Source organism: Thauera sp. SDU_THAU2, from assembly GCF_038260575.1.
GTDB lineage: Bacteria > Pseudomonadota > Gammaproteobacteria > Burkholderiales > Rhodocyclaceae > Thauera.
The window spans coordinates 86,963-103,555 of sequence record NZ_JBBWUN010000003.1 but is presented as its reverse complement, the minus strand read 5'-3'; the positions used below and the strand labels follow the sequence as shown (position 1 = coordinate 103,555).

General features: G+C 67.1%; 17 protein-coding genes, 1 tRNA gene and 1 pseudogene. 16 read left to right on the top strand and 3 right to left on the bottom strand.

The features are described from left to right. Positions 1 to 9: 9 nt before the first annotated feature. Genes AAFL97_RS01510 through AAFL97_RS01495 form a run of 4 tightly spaced genes read left to right on the top strand, consistent with a single transcriptional unit; the run spans position 10 to position 2,675 of the window. A complete protein-coding gene (locus AAFL97_RS01510; RefSeq protein ID WP_341643447.1) occupies positions 10 to 1,386 on the top strand; it encodes a M16 family metallopeptidase in 1,377 nt (458 codons plus the stop codon). Further along, positions 1,383 to 1,922, top strand: coding sequence for a 16S rRNA (guanine(966)-N(2))-methyltransferase RsmD (gene rsmD / locus AAFL97_RS01505; RefSeq protein ID WP_341643446.1), 540 nt, complete (start codon positions 1,383 to 1,385; stop codon positions 1,920 to 1,922). The genes AAFL97_RS01510 and rsmD overlap by 4 nt, the downstream gene beginning before the upstream one ends. Then, on the top strand, positions 1,919 to 2,410 hold the full coding sequence (gene coaD / locus AAFL97_RS01500) for a pantetheine-phosphate adenylyltransferase (RefSeq protein ID WP_341643445.1): 492 nt from the start codon (positions 1,919 to 1,921) through the stop codon (positions 2,408 to 2,410). Before rsmD ends, coaD begins: the two co-directional genes overlap by 4 nt. A 16-nt stretch (positions 2,411 to 2,426) precedes the next feature. Continuing rightward, on the top strand, positions 2,427 to 2,675 hold the full coding sequence (locus AAFL97_RS01495; RefSeq protein WP_341643444.1) for a YfhL family 4Fe-4S dicluster ferredoxin: 249 nt from the start codon (positions 2,427 to 2,429) through the stop codon (positions 2,673 to 2,675). Between the two features lie 71 nt (positions 2,676 to 2,746). Here AAFL97_RS01495 and AAFL97_RS01490 read toward each other — a convergent pair whose 3' ends face one another. Next, positions 2,747 to 4,720, bottom strand: coding sequence for a dynamin family protein (locus AAFL97_RS01490; protein WP_341643443.1), 1,974 nt, complete (start codon positions 4,718 to 4,720; stop codon positions 2,747 to 2,749). A gap of 92 nt (positions 4,721 to 4,812) precedes the next feature. Beyond that, entirely contained in the window at positions 4,813 to 5,631 is an 819-nt protein-coding gene (gene mutM / locus AAFL97_RS01485) for a bifunctional DNA-formamidopyrimidine glycosylase/DNA-(apurinic or apyrimidinic site) lyase (RefSeq protein WP_341643442.1), read from the bottom strand. Positions 5,632 to 5,872: 241 nt separating this feature from the next. Here mutM and AAFL97_RS01480 point away from each other — a divergent pair, with 241 nt between their 5' ends. The 7 genes and pseudogenes from AAFL97_RS01480 (at position 5,873) to pth (ending at position 11,595) form a co-directional block, all read left to right on the top strand. Then, a complete protein-coding gene (locus AAFL97_RS01480; protein WP_341643441.1) occupies positions 5,873 to 7,594 on the top strand; it encodes a tetratricopeptide repeat protein in 1,722 nt (573 codons plus the stop codon). After that, positions 7,591 to 8,178: a lipoprotein insertase outer membrane protein LolB gene (gene lolB / locus AAFL97_RS01475; RefSeq protein ID WP_341643440.1), complete on the top strand. Its 588-nt coding sequence runs from the start codon at positions 7,591 to 7,593 to the stop codon at positions 8,176 to 8,178. Before AAFL97_RS01480 ends, lolB begins: the two co-directional genes overlap by 4 nt. Next, on the top strand, positions 8,160 to 9,038 hold the full coding sequence (gene ispE / locus AAFL97_RS01470; RefSeq protein ID WP_341643439.1) for a 4-(cytidine 5'-diphospho)-2-C-methyl-D-erythritol kinase: 879 nt from the start codon (positions 8,160 to 8,162) through the stop codon (positions 9,036 to 9,038). The genes lolB and ispE overlap by 19 nt, the downstream gene beginning before the upstream one ends. A gap of 48 nt (positions 9,039 to 9,086) precedes the next feature. Continuing rightward, a tRNA-Gln gene (locus AAFL97_RS01465) sits at positions 9,087 to 9,163 on the top strand. A gap of 90 nt (positions 9,164 to 9,253) precedes the next feature. Beyond that, positions 9,254 to 10,204 carry a ribose-phosphate pyrophosphokinase gene (locus tag AAFL97_RS01460; RefSeq protein WP_341643438.1) on the top strand — a complete coding sequence of 317 codons (951 nt, stop codon included), beginning with the start codon at positions 9,254 to 9,256 and terminating at the stop codon, positions 10,202 to 10,204. 86 nt (positions 10,205 to 10,290) lie between these two features. Then, entirely contained in the window at positions 10,291 to 10,896 is a 606-nt protein-coding gene (locus tag AAFL97_RS01455; protein ID WP_341643437.1) for a 50S ribosomal protein L25/general stress protein Ctc, read from the top strand. Positions 10,897 to 10,933: 37 nt separating this feature from the next. Next, a pseudogene (gene pth / locus AAFL97_RS01450) lies at positions 10,934 to 11,595 on the top strand (aminoacyl-tRNA hydrolase). Between the two features lie 25 nt (positions 11,596 to 11,620). Here pth and AAFL97_RS01445 read toward each other — a convergent pair. Then, entirely contained in the window at positions 11,621 to 12,499 is an 879-nt protein-coding gene (locus AAFL97_RS01445) for an ATP adenylyltransferase family protein (protein ID WP_341643436.1), read from the bottom strand. Positions 12,500 to 12,688: 189 nt separating this feature from the next. Between AAFL97_RS01445 and ychF the strand changes: the two genes are divergently transcribed. The 5 genes from ychF to AAFL97_RS01420 all read left to right on the top strand — a co-directional run bounded on the left by ychF (position 12,689) and on the right by AAFL97_RS01420 (position 16,593). Further along, complete coding sequence (gene ychF / locus AAFL97_RS01440; RefSeq protein ID WP_341643435.1) at positions 12,689 to 13,780, top strand: redox-regulated ATPase YchF; 1,092 nt, start codon at positions 12,689 to 12,691, stop codon at positions 13,778 to 13,780. A 277-nt stretch (positions 13,781 to 14,057) separates the two neighbouring features. Further along, the gene (locus AAFL97_RS01435) at positions 14,058 to 14,285 is read left to right on the top strand and encodes a hypothetical protein (protein ID WP_341643434.1); all 228 of its coding nucleotides are present in this window, start codon (positions 14,058 to 14,060) and stop codon (positions 14,283 to 14,285) included. A gap of 29 nt (positions 14,286 to 14,314) precedes the next feature. Continuing rightward, positions 14,315 to 14,605: a type II toxin-antitoxin system TacA family antitoxin gene (locus AAFL97_RS01430; RefSeq protein ID WP_341643433.1), complete on the top strand. Its 291-nt coding sequence runs from the start codon at positions 14,315 to 14,317 to the stop codon at positions 14,603 to 14,605. After that, positions 14,602 to 15,120, top strand: a complete 519-nt coding sequence (locus AAFL97_RS01425) for a GNAT family N-acetyltransferase (protein ID WP_341643432.1) — start codon at positions 14,602 to 14,604, stop codon at positions 15,118 to 15,120. Before AAFL97_RS01430 ends, AAFL97_RS01425 begins: the two co-directional genes overlap by 4 nt. A gap of 12 nt (positions 15,121 to 15,132) precedes the next feature. Further along, complete coding sequence (locus AAFL97_RS01420) at positions 15,133 to 16,593, top strand: Fic family protein (RefSeq protein WP_341643431.1); 1,461 nt, start codon at positions 15,133 to 15,135, stop codon at positions 16,591 to 16,593.

Here is a 16,593-nt window from a genome sequence, read left to right as displayed (position 1 = left end):
ATCCCTGACATGACCAAGACTTCCCGCCCCTTTTCCCTCAGCCTGTTCACGCCGCTGGTGACCAGCCTGGCCTTGCTCGCCCAGTTCGTCGCCAGCCCCGCGCTGGCCGGCCCCAGGATCGAACAATGGACGGCGCCGACCGGCGCCCGCGTGCTCTACGTCGAAAGCCGCGCCCTGCCGCTGGTCGACATCCAGGTCGATTTCGCCGCCGGCTCGGCCTACGAGCCCGCCGACAAGGCCGGCCTCGCCAGCCTGACGCAGAGCCTGCTCGACGCCGGCACCACCGCGCTCGACGAACAGCAGATCGCCGACCGCATCGCCGACATTGGCGCACAGATCGGCGGCAGCACCGACAGCGACCGCGCCAGCCTGTCGATCCGCAGCCTGTCGTCCGAAGCCGAGCGCGACGCCGCGGTCGAACTCGGCGCCAACCTGCTCGCCCAGCCCACCTTCCCGGAAGAGATCCTCGAGCGCGAGCGCAAGCGCACCCTCGCCGGCCTGCGCGAAGCGCTGACCAAGCCCGCCACGCTGGCCGCCCGCCGCTTCAACGAAGCGCTCTACGCCGGCCACCCCTACGGCGGCAGCGTCACGCCGGAATCGCTGGAGTCGATCACGCGCGACGACCTGGTCGATTTCCACCGCCGCCATTTCGGCGCCCAGCGTGCCTCGGTCGCCATCGTCGGCGACGTCGATCGCGCCACCGCCGAGCGCATCGCCATCCGACTGACCGAGCAGTTGCCGCCGGTCGAAGCCGCGGCCCCGCTGCCCGCGCCATCGCCGACGCAGGCGACCGTGCTGCACATTCCCAACCCTTCGGCGCAGGCCCACATCCTCGTCGGCCAGCCCGGCCTGGCACGCGAGGACGCCGACTACTTCCCGCTGCTGGTGGGCAACTACGTGCTCGGCGGCGGCGGCTTCGTCTCGCGGCTGACCAAGGAAGTGCGCGAAAACCGCGGCTTCGCCTACAGCGTCTATAGCTTCTTCTCGCCGCAGCAGGTTGCCGGCCCCTTCCAGATCGGCCTGCAGACCCGTGGCAGCCAGGCCGACGAAGCCCTCGCAGTGGTGCGCGACACCCTGGCCGGCTTCATCGCCGAAGGCCCGAGCGCAGAAGAGCTGCAGGCCGCCAAGGACAACCTGATCAACGGCTTCGGCCTGCGCCTGGACTCGAATGCCAAGATCCTCGGCTACGTGGCGATGATCGGCTTCTACCGCCTGCCGCTCGACTGGCTCGACACCTATCCGCAGCAGGTCGCCGCGGTCGGCGCCGAACAGGTCCGCGACGCCTTCGCCCGCCGCATCCACGCCGACCAGTTGGTCACCGTGATCGCCGGCGGCGATGGCGACAAGGCCGACGCCACGCCCACCGCGGCAGAAGCCGGCAAATGAGCCGTGTCCGCATCGTCGGCGGCCAGTGGCGCTCGCGCCTGCTCGAGGTCACCGACGCCCAGGGCCTGCGCCCGACGCCCGACCGCGTGCGCGAGACCCTGTTCAACTGGCTGGGCCAGACGCTGGCCGGCGAGCACTGCCTCGACCTCTTCGCCGGCAGCGGCATCCTCGGCTTCGAAGCCGCCTCGCGCGGCGCCGAATCCGTCGTGCTGGTCGAGCGCAATCCCCGTGCGGTCGCCGCGCTGCACAATGCGGCAAAGACCTTACAAGCGTCGCAAGTAGAGATCGTGTGCGGCGATGCGGTAAGATTCGCCCAAAACGCGCAACGGAAGTTCGACGGCGTGTTTCTCGACCCGCCCTACAAGCAGGGCTGGATCGAGCGGATACAGCCCTGGCTGGACTCGCTGCTGAAACCCGACGGATGGATCTACGTCGAGTCCGAAGCCACGGTGGCAAAGCTGGGGAGCTGGCAGGCGGTCAAGCAGGGCCGCGCCGGAACGGTCAATTTCCATCTGATGCGCAGGAGCCAGGAATGAAGGAAGCGGTGGCGGTCTATCCGGGGACGTTCGACCCGTTCACCCGGGGGCATGCCGATCTCGTCCGCCGGGCGTCGGTGCTGTTCGACCGCGTCATCGTCGCGGTTGCACGCAGCAACAGCAAGGGGCCGATCTTCGGCCTCGACGAGCGGGTGGAAATCGCCCGCGAGGCGGTGGCGGACTACCCCAACGTCACGATCATCGGCTTCGACTGTCTGCTGATGGACTTCCTCAGGCAGCAGAACGCGCGCGTCATTTTGCGCGGCCTGCGCGCAGTGTCGGACTTCGAGTACGAGTTCCAGATGGCCGGGATGAACCGCAAGCTTCACCCGGACGTCGAAACCGTATTCCTGACGCCGGCAGAGGAATACATGTTCATCTCGGCCACGATGGTCCGGGAAATCGCCCGTCTGGGCGGCGATGTAAGCAAGTTCGTGCAGCCTTCGGTGCTGGCACGGCTGCAGGAAAAACTGAAATCAAGGCAATAGCAAGGAAGCGAACACCATGGCTCTGAAGATTACCGACGAGTGCATCAACTGCGACGTCTGCGAACCGGAATGCCCCAACGGCGCCATCTCCCAGGGTGATGAAATCTACGTCATCGACCCGAACAAATGCACCGAGTGCGTCGGCCACTTCGACGAACCGCAATGTCAGCAGGTCTGCCCGGTCGACTGTATCCCACTCGACCCGGACCGGCCCGAGACGCAGGACGAACTGATGGAGAAGTACAAGAAGCTGACCGAAGGCTGAGTAGCCGCTCGCGCTGAAGACGACGAAGCCGCCCGCTGCGCAATGCAGCGGGCGGCTTCGTGCATTCGGGTTCAGGCCGCCGCGCGCACTTCGGCGCCGCGCCCGCTTTCCCGCTCGCCCCGCGCCGGCGGCCCGAGGGTTTCGGCGATTTCCCGCTGCAGGGCGTCGAGCTGCGCCAGCATCGCCAGCACGTTGTCCTCGCCCTGCTTCAGTTCCTCGACCCGGTCTTCCAGCGTGTCCGTCGCCTGGTGGATGCGCTTGACGCTTTCGAGCCGGCGCTTGAGCTGGATCTGGTATTCGCGCACCTGGGTCTCCAGCGGCGACATCACCGCGCGCAGCCACTGCTCGACGTCGCGGTTGGCGACTTCGAAAGTGCGCCGGGCCTGCACCGCGACGGTCTCGAAGAACTTCTGCGTCAGCGCATGCTTCTCGGTCGTCACCAGCGTCAGCGTGGTGTTGAGCTGGCGGTTGAAGGCCGCTTCCAGGCGGTCGATCTCCTTCTCGTAGCGCAGCGTGGAGAAGGATTCGGGCGGCGTCAGCTTGAGCCCGTGCTCGACGCTGAAGCGCTTGTACATGGCGTCGAGCATCCTGGAGATCTCGCCGATCTCTGCCGTCGAGCGCAGCAGGTTCTCGCGCAGGTGGCGGAAGAAGCCTTCCATCGCGTCGCGCAGGCCCTTGGTGAAGGTCGATTCCAGCATCGCCTCGCGCGTGCGACGGGTCTGGTCGCGCAGCGCATCCATGCCGATGTTGGCGAGCAGGCTGTTGGTGAGCTCGGAGAACACCGAACGCACGGCGTAGTACTTCTGCAGCCCCTGCTCGAAGTCGTCCTTCTCGCTGCGGATCTTGCGCATCATGTACTCGATGACGCTCTGGTTCTTGCCGCGCAGGTCGGTCAGCTCCTGCAGTTGTTCGCGCAGGCCGGCCAGGCGGGCTTCGAGCAGCACGCGCGTCTGCGCCATCACCTCGCCGGTCTCGGCCAGCGTGTCTTCGCGCACGATGTCCTGCTTGGCGGGCAGCAGGCCGCCGGTCAGTGCCTGCTCCAGCGCCGGCATGCGGCTGCGCGCGAGCAGCGGCGCATCGCCGGTGACCCGCGCCACCAGCCCTTTCTGCGCCGACACCGGAAACACCGCCTCGGCGCCGATCTCCAGCGTCGCCGCGACCGAGGCCACCTGGCGGGCGATCTCGGCGTCGATCCGCGCCTCGTCGCGCAGGCCGTCCCACAGGCCGTCGATCTTGTTCAGCACCACCAGGCGGCCACGCTGGCTGCCGCCCTGCACATAGCTGCGCCACACGGTCAGATCGCTCTGGGTGACGCCGGTGTCGGCGGCGAGGATGAACAGCACCGCATGCGCGCTCGGCAGCATCGACAAGGTCAGCTCGGGTTCGGCGCCGATCGCGTTCAGGCCCGGCGTGTCGAGCACCACCAGGCCTTGTTCGAGCAGCGGATGCGGAAACTGGATCACCGCATGGCGCCAGCTCGGAATCTCGACCAGGCCGTCCGCGCCCGGCTTCAGCCCGTCGTCGCCACCGGCGTCGACGGCGAAACCGAGGCGGACGGCTTCGTCCTGCGTCACGCGTTCGGTTTCGCCGACGCGGGCGAGCGCCGCCTGCAGGCTGCCGGCATCCAGGCTCTGCAGCGACACGGTCTGCCATTCCTCGGCATAGCGCTTCAGTTCGCTGACCGGCGTTTGGCAGGCGCGCGTGCGGATCGGCAGCAGGCGCAGCTCCGGCTGCGCACCCTTGCGCCATTGCAGCTCGGTCGGGCACATCGTCGTGCGTCCGGCGCTGGAAGGCAGGATGCGGTCGCCGTAGTCGGCGAAGAAGATCGCATTGATCAGCTCCGACTTGCCGCGCGAGAACTCGGCGACGAAAGCCACCGTCAGCTTGTCGTCACGCAGCCGCTCCAGCAGGTATTGCAGGCGCAGGTCGCTCTGGACGTCGCCGACTTCGTTGCGCGCCAGCCACGCGCGCAGGCGCGCGACGGAATCGGCGGCGGCGGTACGCCAGCCGGCATAGGCTGAAAACTGGTCGATCAATTCGGTCATCGGGTCGCTCACAGGACTCAGGGCACGAAGCGAAATATCCGCAGCATAGCGGCGAAGACGAGGCGCGACCATGTAGAAATGCGCACTCCGGCTCAGCGGCGGCGCTGGCAGCGCGGGCAGAAGTAGGTCGCCCGCTGGCCGCTGACGATGCCGAGCACCGTGCCGCCGCACTGCCGGCAGGCTTCGCCGGCGCGGCCATAAACGAAGTACTGCTGCTGGAAATAGCCGGGCCGGCCGTCGCCGCCGACGAAGTCGCGCAAGGTGCTGCCGCCTGCGGCGATGGCGTCGGTCAGCGTCTCGCGCACCGTCTGCACCAGCCGCGCACAACGCCGCAGGCCCAGCGTGCCGGCCGGCTCCAGCGGATGGATGCGGGCACGGAACAGGCTTTCCGAGGCGTAGATGTTGCCGACACCGACCAGCTTGCGGTTGTCCATCAGCACGTGCTTGATCGGCGCCCGCAGGCCGCGCGTGACGCGGAACAGCCAGGCCGCGTCGAAAAACTCGCCCAGCGGCTCCGGCCCCAGATGCGCCAGCAGCGGATGCCGCTCGGGCGCCCCGTCCTGCCACACCACCATGCCGAAGCGGCGCGGATCGCGCAGCCGCAGGGCCTGCGCGCCGAAGACGAAATCGACATGGTCGTGCGTGCCGGGCATTTCGTCGGCGGCGACCAGGCGCAGGCTGCCCGACATGCCCAGATGCACGATCACCGTGCCGGGGCCGAAATCCAGCAACAGGTACTTCGCCCGCCGCGACACGCCCTGCAGCGTCCGGCCGACGATCCGCTCGGCGAGTTCGGGCGGCACCGGCAGGCGCAGCCGCGGATTGCGCACGCGCAGCCCGCTCAGTTCATGGCCTTCGACATGGGGGCGGATGCCGCGGCAGGTGGTTTCGACTTCGGGCAGTTCGGGCATCGGCGCTATCGGGGGTCGGGGTGACGGGGGCGGGGACGAAGCTGGGCAAACCTCACGGCGCCCGCGCGGCCCGTCTTGCGGGTCGGACGCCGATCTGCATACCATGCTTGATCGAACCGAATTCTAGAGCAGCACTCCAAAACCTGCCGACACCCACGGTATACATCCTTGCATGTGCGCCCCTGCCTTCCGTGGCACCATCTTCACTGCGCGAACCGCTGCAGCCCGCCGGACCACCGATATGAACACTCGCTCCTCCCGCTCTCTCCGCATCCTGTGCCTGGCCATCGGCCTGAGCACCACCGCCTGCCTCGCCGGCGCGGCGGACGAGGGCGAGGCAGGCGGGGCGCTGCCGGCGCAGGAACTGACGCCGCGCACCGTTCACCAGTTCCTGCTCGCCGAAATCGCCGGCGCACGCGGCCAGATCGGCCTGTCGGCCCAGCTCTACATCGATCTCGCGCGGGCCACGCGCGATCCGCGCATCGCCCGCCGCGCCACCGAGATCGCGATGTATTCGCGCAACCCCCAGCTGGCCGGCGAAGCCGCCCGGCTGTGGACCGAAACCGCACCCGGCTCCGAAGAGGCGCGCCGCGTGCTTGCGGGCGTCAGCAGCCAGATGGCCAGCAGTGCCCCGGTCAACCTCGAACAGGTCCAGATCCAGCTGGCCCGCACCCTGGCCCAATCCAATACCCGCCTCGCCCAGAACCTGCTGAGCCTGAACCGGGCGCTCGCGGGCATTCCCGACAAGGAGGCGGCGCAAGGCATCGTCCGGCGCCTGACCGATCCCTACCTCGATCTCCCCGAAGCCCATATCGCCCGCGCCCAGGCGGCGATGATCGCCGAGGAGCCGATGCAGGCGCTGGGTGCGGTCGACACCGCGCTGCAGTTGAGGCCGGGCTGGGAACCCGCCGTCCAGTTGAAGGCGCAGATCCTGCAGCACACCGGCGCCACCGCCGAAGCAGTGCGCCAGCTGGAAGCCGAACTCGCCCGCAACCCCGACAGCGCCTCGCTGCGCCTGACCTACGCCCGCGCGCTGGTCAGCGCCCAGCGTTTCGATGCGGCACGTGACGAATTCCGCCGCCTGCTCGCCGCCAACCCCGGCGATCCCGAACTGCTCTACGCCGTCGGCCTGCTGTCGATGCAGCTCGACGACACCGCCGACGCCGAAGCCCGCTACCTGGAAGCGCTCGAAGCCGGCCATCCGCAACCCGACCTGATCCGCCTGCAGCTCGGCCAGATCGCCGAACAGCGCGGCGAAGGCGTGCTGGCACGCAAGTGGTTCGGCGAAGTCGGCGACGAACGCCACCATTCCGAGGCGATGATCCGCAGCGCACAGAGCCTGGCACGCGAAGGCAGCGTCAACGAAGCCCGCGCGCTGCTGAAGGCGCAGCAGGGCAGCGACGAGGACATGCGCCGCTACCTGCTGGCCGAAGCCCAGTTGCTGCGCGAAGCCGAACGCACCGACGAGGCCCTCGCCGTCCTGGACCAGGCCCTGGCCGCCACGCCGGACGACGTCGACCTGCTGTACGAAACGGCGATGCTGGCCGAGCGCGTGAACCGCATCGAGGTCATGGAAGCCCGCCTGCGGCGCGTGATCGAGCTCGAACCCGAGCACGCCCATGCCCACAACGCGCTGGGCTATTCGCTTGCCGACCGCAACATGCGCCTGGACGAAGCCGAGGCGCTGATCGCCCGCGCACACGAGCTGTCGCCCGACGACGCCTTCATTCTCGACAGCCTGGGCTGGGTACGTTTCCGTCGCGGCGATGCAGCCGGCGCGCTGGAACACCTCGAGCGCGCCTACACGATCCGCCAGGACGCCGAGATCGCCGCCCACCTCGGCGAAGTGCTGTGGGCGCTGGACCGCCGCGAGGACGCGAACCGCATCTTCGACGAAGCCCGCCGGGCCCACCCCGACAACAGCCTGCTGGCCGACACCGTCCGCCGCCTGCGCGGCCAATGACGACGCGCCGCCTTTCCCTGCCGGCTGCGGCGGTCGCCGCAGCCGCACTGGCCTTCTCCGCCTGCGCGCCGCTGCCGGCCACCGCGCCGGCGGACATCGCCGCACGCAGCTTCTCGTCGGCCTTCGAGCTGCAAGGCCGCATCTCCGCCAACGACGGCAGCCGGGCCGCCAGCGGCCGCATCGAATGGCGGCACGAGCACGACACCGACAGCTTCGCCCTGCTGACGCCGATGGGGCAGATCGTCGCCACCCTCGACGCCGATGCCGCCGGCGCCCGCCTGCGCACCGCCGACGGCCAGTCGCTGCACGCCGACAGTGCGGAAGCCCTGTTGCCGCGCGTGCTCGGCACCGAGGTGCCGGCCGGCCGCCTGAGCCGCTGGGTGCAGGCGGCACCCGACGCCGGCGCCGAAGTCCGCACGCTCGACGACGCCGGCCGTCCGGCCATCGTCATCGACCAGGGCTGGCGCATCGAATACCTCGAATACGCCGGCGCCGCCGGCGATGCGCCGCCGGCCCGCCTCGACATCTCCCGCGGCGACGCCCGCATCCGCCTCGTCATCGATTCATGGACTGCTCTGCCCTGACCCCGCCGGACACTTCCGACCCGCGACGCCTGCCGGGCTGCCCCGCGCCGGCCAAGCTCAACCTGTTCCTGCACGTCACCGGCCGCCGGGCCGACGGCTACCACCTGCTGCAGACCGCCTTCCGCCTGCTCGACTGGGGCGATACGCTCGACTTCAGCCTGCGCGAGGACGGCGACATCCGGCGTACCACCGCGATCGCCGGCGTGCCGCCCGAGCAGGACCTGGTCGTGCGCGCGGCCCACCTGCTGCAGGCGCATACCGGCTGCCGCCTCGGCGCCGACATCGCGCTGCACAAGGTATTGCCGATGGGCGGCGGCATCGGCGGCGGCAGCTCGGATGCGGCGACGACGCTGATCGCGCTCAACCGCCTGTGGGACACCGGGCTCGGCCGCAGCGAATTGCAGGCGCTGGGCCTGCAGCTCGGCGCCGACGTGCCCGTCTTCGTCTTCGGCCGCGACGCCTTCGCCGAAGGCGTGGGCGAAGCCCTGCAGCCGATGGAACTGGCGCCCGCCTGGTACGTGATCGTGTCGCCGGGCGTATCGGTGCCCACCGGCGAAATTTTTTCGGCAGGGGACTTGACGAGAAACACGCCTCTGATCAAAATGGCGGACTTCGCAGCAAGCACCACACGGAACGATCTGCAGGCCGTAGCATGCAGCCGCTACCCGGAAGTGCAGCGTGCGATCGACTGGCTGATGCAGTACGCACCAGCCCGGATGACAGGCTCGGGCGCCTGCGTCTTCGCCGAAGTCCCTTCGGCCCGGGACGCGGAACGCATCGCCGCAAGCTGTCCGCAACGCTGGACGGCCTGGAAAGTGCGAACGGCCTCTCGCCATCCGCTGTACGAATGGCTAGAATAGCGGCCGCTTCGTCACAGTCGATTTCACGAGCTGGCGAAAAAGGTTTATTGGGGAGTCGCCAAGTCGGTTAAGGCACCGGATTTTGATTCCGGCATTCGAGGGTTCGAATCCTTCCTCCCCAGCCATACAACGACGGGCAGGCCCAGGTGTGATCCGGGAGCCTGCCCGAGTCGTTTTCAAGGGTCGACAATTCAAACGGCATCGGAGCAGCGATCATGCCCCACGGCAGCCTGATGGTCTTCACCGGCAACGCCAATCCCAAGCTCGGCGCGGACGTCACGCGGCGCCTGGGCATCTCCCTCGGCTCGGCCACCGTCGGCCGCTTCTCGGATGGTGAAGTCAACATCGAACTGCTCGAGAACGTCCGCGGCAAGGACGTCTTCGTGCTGCAGCCGACCTGTTCGCCGACCAACGAAAACCTGATGGAACTGCTGGTGCTGGTCGATGCGCTCAAGCGCGCCTCGGCCGGACGCATCACCGCCGCCATCCCCTATTTCGGCTATGCCCGCCAGGACCGCCGCCCGCGCTCGGCGCGCGTGCCGATCACGGCCAAGGTCGTCGCCAACATGCTGCAGGCCGCCGGCGTCCAGCGCCTGCTGACGATGGACCTGCACGCCGACCAGATCCAGGGCTTCTTCGACATCCCGGTCGACAACGTCTATGCCGCCCCGGTGCTGCTGAACGACCTCGACAAGCAGAAGTACGACGACCTGCTGGTGGTATCGCCCGACGTCGGCGGCGTGGTGCGCGCCCGCGCCTTCGCCAAGCGCATGGAATGCGACCTGGCGATCATCGACAAGCGCCGGCCGAAGGCCAACGTCTCCGAGGTCATGAACATCATCGGCGAAGTCGAAGGCCGCACCTGCGTGATCATGGACGACATCGTCGATACCGCCGGCACGCTGTGCAAGGCTGCCTCCGCGCTCAAGGAACACGGCGCCAAGCGGGTGCTGTCCTACTGCACGCACGCCGTGCTGTCGGGCGCCGCGGTGTCGCGCATCAACGACTCCGAACTCGACGAACTGGTCGTCACCGACACCATTCCGCTGCGCGACGACGCCAAGGCCAGCCCGCGCATCCGCCAGATCTCGGTCGCCTCGCTGCTGGCCGACACCATCCTGCGCATCAGCAACGAAGAATCCGTCTCGTCGCTGTTCATGGAATGATTTTCGCCCGCGCCTTCGGCTGAAGGGGCGGGCTTTTTGCGTTTTCGCCTGGTCGCGGGCGGAGACATCAACTTCAGGAGCAACACATGCAAATCCAATTCAAGGCCGCCAAGCGTGACGCTCAAGGTACGGGTGCGAGCCGCCGCCTGCGTCGTGCCGGCCAACTGCCGGGCATCATCTACGGCACCAGCGAAGCCCTGCCGATCACGCTCGACCACAACGAGCTGTTCCACCTGCTGCGCAAGGAAGTGTTCCACTCGTCCGTGCTGACCATCGACGTCGACGGCAACAAGGAAACCGTCGTGCTGCGCGACACCCAGTGGCACGCCTTCAAGCCGCAAGTCCTGCACATCGACTTCCAGCGCGTCGCCGCCGACCAGAAGATGCACCTGAAGGTGCCGCTGCACTTCATCGGCGACGACGTCTGCCCCGCGGTCAAGCTGGGCGGCTGCATCGTCTCGCACGTCCTCAACGAAATCGACGTCCAGTGCCTGCCGAAGGACCTGCCCGAGTTCGTCGAGGTCGACCTGTCGGCGCTGGAAGCCGGCCAGTCGGTGCACGTCTCGCAGATCAAGCTGCCGGCCGGTGTCGAACTGGTCCAGCACGGCGATGCCGACCCGGTGGTCGCCAGCTCGCTGAAGGTCAAGGGCGCTGCTGCCGACGCCGAGGAAGGCGAAGGCGAAGCCGCCTGAGTCCTCCAGACCACGGAAAGCCGGAGACCGTAGATCGATGAGCACAGCGCCTTCGCGCCCCCTGCGCCTCATCGTCGGTCTCGGCAATCCGGGCAGGACTACGCTGAAACCCGGCACAACGCCGGGTTTTGGTTTTGTGAGCGGCTCGCCGACGAGCTCGGCCTGCGCTTCTCGCACGAATCCCGTTTCCACGGCCTGGTCGCCAATGCCCGCGAAGCCGGTGCATGGCTGCTGATGCCGCAGACCTTCATGAACCGCTCGGGCCAGGCCATCGGCGCCCTGGCGCGTTTCTACCGCATCGAACCCGCGGAAATCCTCGTCGTCCATGACGAGCTGGACATCCCCCCCGGCCAGCTGCGCCTCAAGTTCGGCGGCGGCCTCGGCGGCCACAACGGCCTCAAGGACACCTCCGCCCACCTCGGCACCCACGACTACTGGCGCCTGCGCATCGGCATCGGCCATCCCGGCGATCGCAACGAAGTCATCAATTTCGTCCTCAAGCCGGCACGGCGCGAAGAACAGCAGTTGATCGACGAGTCCATCGACAAGGCGCTCACCGCCTGGCCGCTGCTCGCCAAGGGCGAACTCAACACCGCCGCCACCCGGCTGAACGCCCGCCCGGCGCCGCCGAAAGCGCCCAAGCCTCCCAAGGCCCCCAAGACGGCGACACCTCAGGCACCGGACGACGCCGGCGCCTGAACAGGATTCACGCAGTAAGCACTCCTCAGTAGCCGACTGCCGCCAGCGCCTTCAACGGCCCCACACGGCGGATCGACTCGATCTGCTCCGGCTGGCGGGTATACAAAGTGCCGCCGAAACACACCGCACTCATCGAAATCCCCTCGAAGTGCTCCGCGCTGCGCGGCAGTACCAGCAGCCAGCCGTCGCTCGCCAGCAGGTTGTACGGCGACAGCAGGCCATCCGAGCCCGGCTGCAGGTCCAGGGTCTCGCAGGCCAGCCGATAGGCTGCATTCAAGCTGTCCGCCGCCGTCTCCACCGGCACGCCTTCGCCGCAGCACACGCGCACGAAGCAATGCTTCATCGGCAGCGCCGGATGCTGGGCCACGCCCTGCTCGGGCAGGCCTGCCGGCAGGCCGGGCGCGAAGATGCGCAGGCTGGCGTTGCCCGCGGTCGACGGAATCCACTGCACATGCTTGTGGCGCTGACTGGCACCCGCGGCCGTGCCGCCGTTGTACAGGCCGATGCCGCCGGCCTCGGCCATGATCTCCGCCAGCGCGGCGAAGTCGCTGTGCGCCAATGGCAGCAGCTGTTCCTCGAACTCGCGCCGCGCCAGCACCAGGTGGCGCTCGCTGAGCGGAAACTTGTTCAGGATCACGACATGCTCGTCGCCCAACGGGCCGACGGTCAGTTCCGGATCGGGATTCAGGAAGGGATTGAAGTTCGGGTCGCGCGGCCCGCCCGGGATCGCCACCTGGGCAGTCTTGGCCGCATCCTTCACCGCCAGCGACGACACCCAGCGCACGATGAAGCGCATGCCGCCGTCTTCCATCTCGGTCTGCTCCGCCTGCACCGGCTGCAAGGCTCCCGACGCCAGCGCGCCCGCGCTGCGCGCATCGATCGCCTCGATCCAATTGCTCGCCATATCTCCTCTCCTCCTTGATTCGTCTTGTGGCAATACAAGCCGGACATTGTAGGCGCTGCCCGGCCGTTTTGTAGGCACCGGCCGGCTTTGGAGCTGCTCCCCATCGCGGTACAATTCGCGGTTTTCCACACCGGATCAAGGCAATAGCCCGCCTTCGCGGCACCCCGCCCCGGAACGACAAGGATTCACATGAGCCTGAAATGCGGAATCGTCGGACTGCCCAACGTCGGCAAGTCGACCCTCTTCAACGCCCTGACCAAGGCCGGCATCCAGGCCGAGAACTACCCTTTCTGCACCATCGAGCCCAACGTCGGCATCGTCGAAGTACCCGATCCGCGCCTCGCCCAGCTCTCCGAGATCGTCAAGCCGCAGAAGATCCAGCCCGCCATCGTCGAATTCGTCGACATCGCCGGCCTGGTCGCGGGCGCCTCCAAGGGTGAAGGCCTGGGCAACCAGTTCCTCGCCAACATCCGCGAAACCGACGCCATCGTGCACGTCGTGCGCTGCTTCGCCGACGACAACGTCATCCACGTCTCCGGCAGCGTCGACCCGATCCGCGACATCGAAGTCATCGACACCGAACTCGCGCTGGCCGACCTCGCCACCGTCGAAAAGGCCGTCAACCGCTACAAGCGCCCGGCCGCCTCAGGCGACAAGGAAGCCAAGATCCTGGTCGCGGTGCTCGAAAAGTGCTTCGCCCAGCTCGACGCCGGCAAGCCGGTGCGCGCGCTCGACCTCGCCAAGGAAGAATGGGCCAGCCTCAAGCCCTTCTGCCTGATCACCGCCAAGCCGGTGCTGTACGCCGCCAACGTCGCCGAAGACGGTTTCGAGAACAACCCGCAGCTCGACGCCGTGCGCGCCCACGCCGCCGCTGAAGGCGCCGAAGTCGTCGCCCTGTGCGCCTCCATCGAAGCCGAGATCGCCGACCTGGAAGACGCCGACAAGAAGGAATTCCTCGAGACCATGGGCCTCGAAGAACCCGGCCTCGACCGCCTGATCCGCGCCGGCTACACGCTGCTCGGCCTGCAGACCTACTTCACCGCCGGCGTCAAGGAAGTGCGCGCCTGGACCATCCACACCGGCGACACCGCCCCCCAGGCCGCCGGCGTCATCCACACCGACTTCGAACGCGGCTTCATCCGCGCCCAGACCATCGCCTTCGACGACTTCATCCAGTACAAGGGCGAAGCCGGCGCCAAGGAAGCCGGCAAGATGCGCGCGGAAGGGAAGGAGTACATGGTGAAGGATGGGGATGTGTTGAATTTCCTGTTCAACGTGTAATCAACGTCTGACGATTTTCGCTGGATCTCGGTAGCGCTCAGTAGCGCTTAGTGGACAGATTGGTCCGTTTCAAATCAATGGGTTGCTTAAACAATACGGTCTGCTGAGCGTTCCTATTGTTCATCGAGGTCCAGAAAATTCGGGGGTAGCGTTGGGGGTACTCGTGTTCAACCGTGGGGGTACTTTTCCCCGCAGTGGAGTCCAACGATGCCCGAGAATCTCCTCACCGATGCCAAGGTCAGGTCGGCCTGATGCGATTGAGCGGCAGCTTGCCCACGTGGAAAGCAACAAGGTGCGGGCGACGTACAACAAGGCGTTGCTGCTGGATCAGAGAAGGATGCTGTTGCAGGACTGGGCGGACTATCCTGCGGAACGCCTGATATACCTTGCCAACGGTCCAGCGATGGCCAAGTGCCTTTTCCGCATAGGCGACGAGATCGTCGCCCCTCCTCCTCTTGGGCAGGAATGGTGCAGGTGCATCGTCAACCTGCGTCGTTTGTACTAACATGACATCCAACGTACTCTCACGGAGGCATGACCATGTCCACCACGACTTCTGCCCGCACAGCCCGGCTCGGTTTGCGCGCCACCCCGGAGCAGGAGGCCGTGCTGCGCCGCGCGGCCGAAGCTGCGCACAAATCGCTGACCGACTTCATTCTCGATGCGGCCTATCAGGCGGCTGAACAGACCTTGCTGGACCAGCGCCTGTTCATGGTGTCCGGCAGCCAATACCAGGCGCTGCTGGACATGCTGGATCGGCCCGAGTCTGACGACCCGGGGCTGGCCGACCTGTTTGCCCGGCGTCCGGTCTGGGCGGACAAATGAAGCTGTCGAGGCCGCAGGCACTCACCGCCCGACATCGTCTGGACGGTTTTGATTGTGGCAAGCCGGCGCTCACCCATTGGCTGCTGCACCACGCTCGCAAAGCCCAGGGCAGCGGCTCGGCAAGGACCTTCGTGATCTGCGATGCTTCGCGTGCCGACGAACAAGTCGTCGGGTACTTCAGCCTGACCGTGGGCCAGATCGATACCCTGGAAGCGGCCGAGCGCATTCGGCGCGGTATGGGACAGTATCCGATCCCACTGGTGATTCTGGCGAGGCTGGCCGTGGACTTCGACTATCAGGGAAAGAGACTGGGCGTCAGCCTGTTGCAGGACGCCATCCTGCGCACCCTGATGATTGCCGAGCAGGCGGGCATCCGCGGCCTGCTGACACACCCGCTGGATGCCCAGGCCGACGCCTTCTACCGGCGCTTCGGATTCGAGCCGACACCCGTGCGCGAAGGCCAACTGATCCTGCTGCTCAAGGACGCGCGCCGCCATGCCAACGCGCAGCCATGATTGAATGCCCCCATGACCGAAGCCGACCTCCTCCATCAACTGGCTCAAGGCGAAGACAGCCGCCGCCAGTTCAAGCGTGACGCCACCAATGCCGATGCGTTGGCGGCAGAACTGGCGGCGTTTTCCAACAGCGGCGGCGGCACCCTGTTCATCGGCGTGAATGACGATGGTTCGGTGGCCGGGCTGGATGCCGCTGCCGTGCGGCGCCTGAACCAGTTGCTGGGCAATGCGGCATCCCAGCATGTACGCCCGCCGGTGCATCCGCTGACCGAGAACGTGGCGACGGCCAATGGCATCGTGATGGTGGTCAGCGTGCCCGATGGCTTGTCCAAGCCCTATCTGGATGCGCTGGGGCGGTTGTGGGTCAAGCAGGGTGCGGACAAGCGCCATGTGACCTCGCGCGAGGAGATGCAGCGCATGTTCCAGCGTTCGGGGCTGGTGCGGGCCGACCTGGTGCCGGTGGCGGGTACGTCGGTGGCCGATCTGGACGAAAAGGCCTTCCGCGCCTATTTCGAGCGCCGTTACGGGCGCGGTATCGAAAATACTGTCGCAACGCTGGATCAGGTGTTGCAGAACATCGGGCTGGGCGATGGGTGGGAGCTGAACCTGTCGGGGCTGATGCTGTTCGGCCGCAATCCACTGCGCTGGTGCCCGGCCTTCACGATCAAGGCGGTGGCCTTTCCCGGTACGGTGATCTGGGACACGCGCTATCTGGACAGCGAGGACATCAGCGGCACGCTGGCCGAGCAGTTCAAGGGCGCGTTTGCCTTCCTCAAGCGCAACCTGCACCACGTCCAGCGCGGGCAAGGGTTCAATTCGCCGGGCAAGCTGGAGATCCCCGAGGCGGCGCTGGAAGAGCTGCTGGTCAATGCGCTGGTGCATCGCGACTATTTCACCAGCGCCTCGATCCGTATCCTGGTGTTCACCGACCGGGTGGAAATCATCAGCCCCGGCCATCTGCCCGACAGCCTGAGCGTGGAGGATGTGCGCCAGGGCAAGACCAACCGGCGCAATCCGACGCTGACGGAACACGCTTTCCGGGTGCTGCCCTATCGCGGCCTGGGCAGCGGCATTCCGCGTGCGCTGGAGGAATGGCCGCGCATCGACCTGGTCGATGACGTGCGGGGCAACCAGTTCAGCGCGGTGGTGCACCGGCCGGAGGCGGAGTGGGCGAGCGCGACCGACCAAGTCACCGACCAAGTCACCGACCAAGTCACCGACCAAGTCACCGACCAAGTCACGCAGGAGGTGCTTCGCCTTCTGTCCGTGATGCAGGGCGACATGTCACGAGCCGAAATCCAGGACGTACTGGAACTGAAGCACCTGCCCCATCTGCGCGAGGCCTATCTGAATCCGGCGCTGGATCGAGGTTTGATCGAAATGACCCTCCCCGACAAGCCCCGCAGCCGCCTGCAGAAATACCGCCTGACCGCCGCCGGCCGGCAGTGGCTGCAATCGCGGCAGAAGGACTAG

Coding starts and splice junctions, on each gene's coding strand:
- AAFL97_RS01510 (WP_341643447.1), top strand. CDS start 10: ATGACCAAGACTTCCCGCCCCTTTTCCCTCAGCCTGTTCACGCCGCTG.
- rsmD (WP_341643446.1), top strand. CDS start 1,383: ATGAGCCGTGTCCGCATCGTCGGCGGCCAGTGGCGCTCGCGCCTGCTC.
- coaD (WP_341643445.1), top strand. CDS start 1,919: ATGAAGGAAGCGGTGGCGGTCTATCCGGGGACGTTCGACCCGTTCACC.
- AAFL97_RS01495 (WP_341643444.1), top strand. CDS start 2,427: ATGGCTCTGAAGATTACCGACGAGTGCATCAACTGCGACGTCTGCGAA.
- AAFL97_RS01490 (WP_341643443.1), bottom strand. CDS start 4,720: ATGACCGAATTGATCGACCAGTTTTCAGCCTATGCCGGCTGGCGTACC.
- mutM (WP_341643442.1), bottom strand. CDS start 5,631: ATGCCCGAACTGCCCGAAGTCGAAACCACCTGCCGCGGCATCCGCCCC.
- AAFL97_RS01480 (WP_341643441.1), top strand. CDS start 5,873: ATGAACACTCGCTCCTCCCGCTCTCTCCGCATCCTGTGCCTGGCCATC.
- lolB (WP_341643440.1), top strand. CDS start 7,591: ATGACGACGCGCCGCCTTTCCCTGCCGGCTGCGGCGGTCGCCGCAGCC.
- ispE (WP_341643439.1), top strand. CDS start 8,160: ATGGACTGCTCTGCCCTGACCCCGCCGGACACTTCCGACCCGCGACGC.
- AAFL97_RS01460 (WP_341643438.1), top strand. CDS start 9,254: ATGCCCCACGGCAGCCTGATGGTCTTCACCGGCAACGCCAATCCCAAG.
- AAFL97_RS01455 (WP_341643437.1), top strand. CDS start 10,291: ATGCAAATCCAATTCAAGGCCGCCAAGCGTGACGCTCAAGGTACGGGT.
- AAFL97_RS01445 (WP_341643436.1), bottom strand. CDS start 12,499: ATGGCGAGCAATTGGATCGAGGCGATCGATGCGCGCAGCGCGGGCGCG.
- ychF (WP_341643435.1), top strand. CDS start 12,689: ATGAGCCTGAAATGCGGAATCGTCGGACTGCCCAACGTCGGCAAGTCG.
- AAFL97_RS01430 (WP_341643433.1), top strand. CDS start 14,315: ATGACCATGTCCACCACGACTTCTGCCCGCACAGCCCGGCTCGGTTTG.
- AAFL97_RS01425 (WP_341643432.1), top strand. CDS start 14,602: ATGAAGCTGTCGAGGCCGCAGGCACTCACCGCCCGACATCGTCTGGAC.
- AAFL97_RS01420 (WP_341643431.1), top strand. CDS start 15,133: ATGACCGAAGCCGACCTCCTCCATCAACTGGCTCAAGGCGAAGACAGC.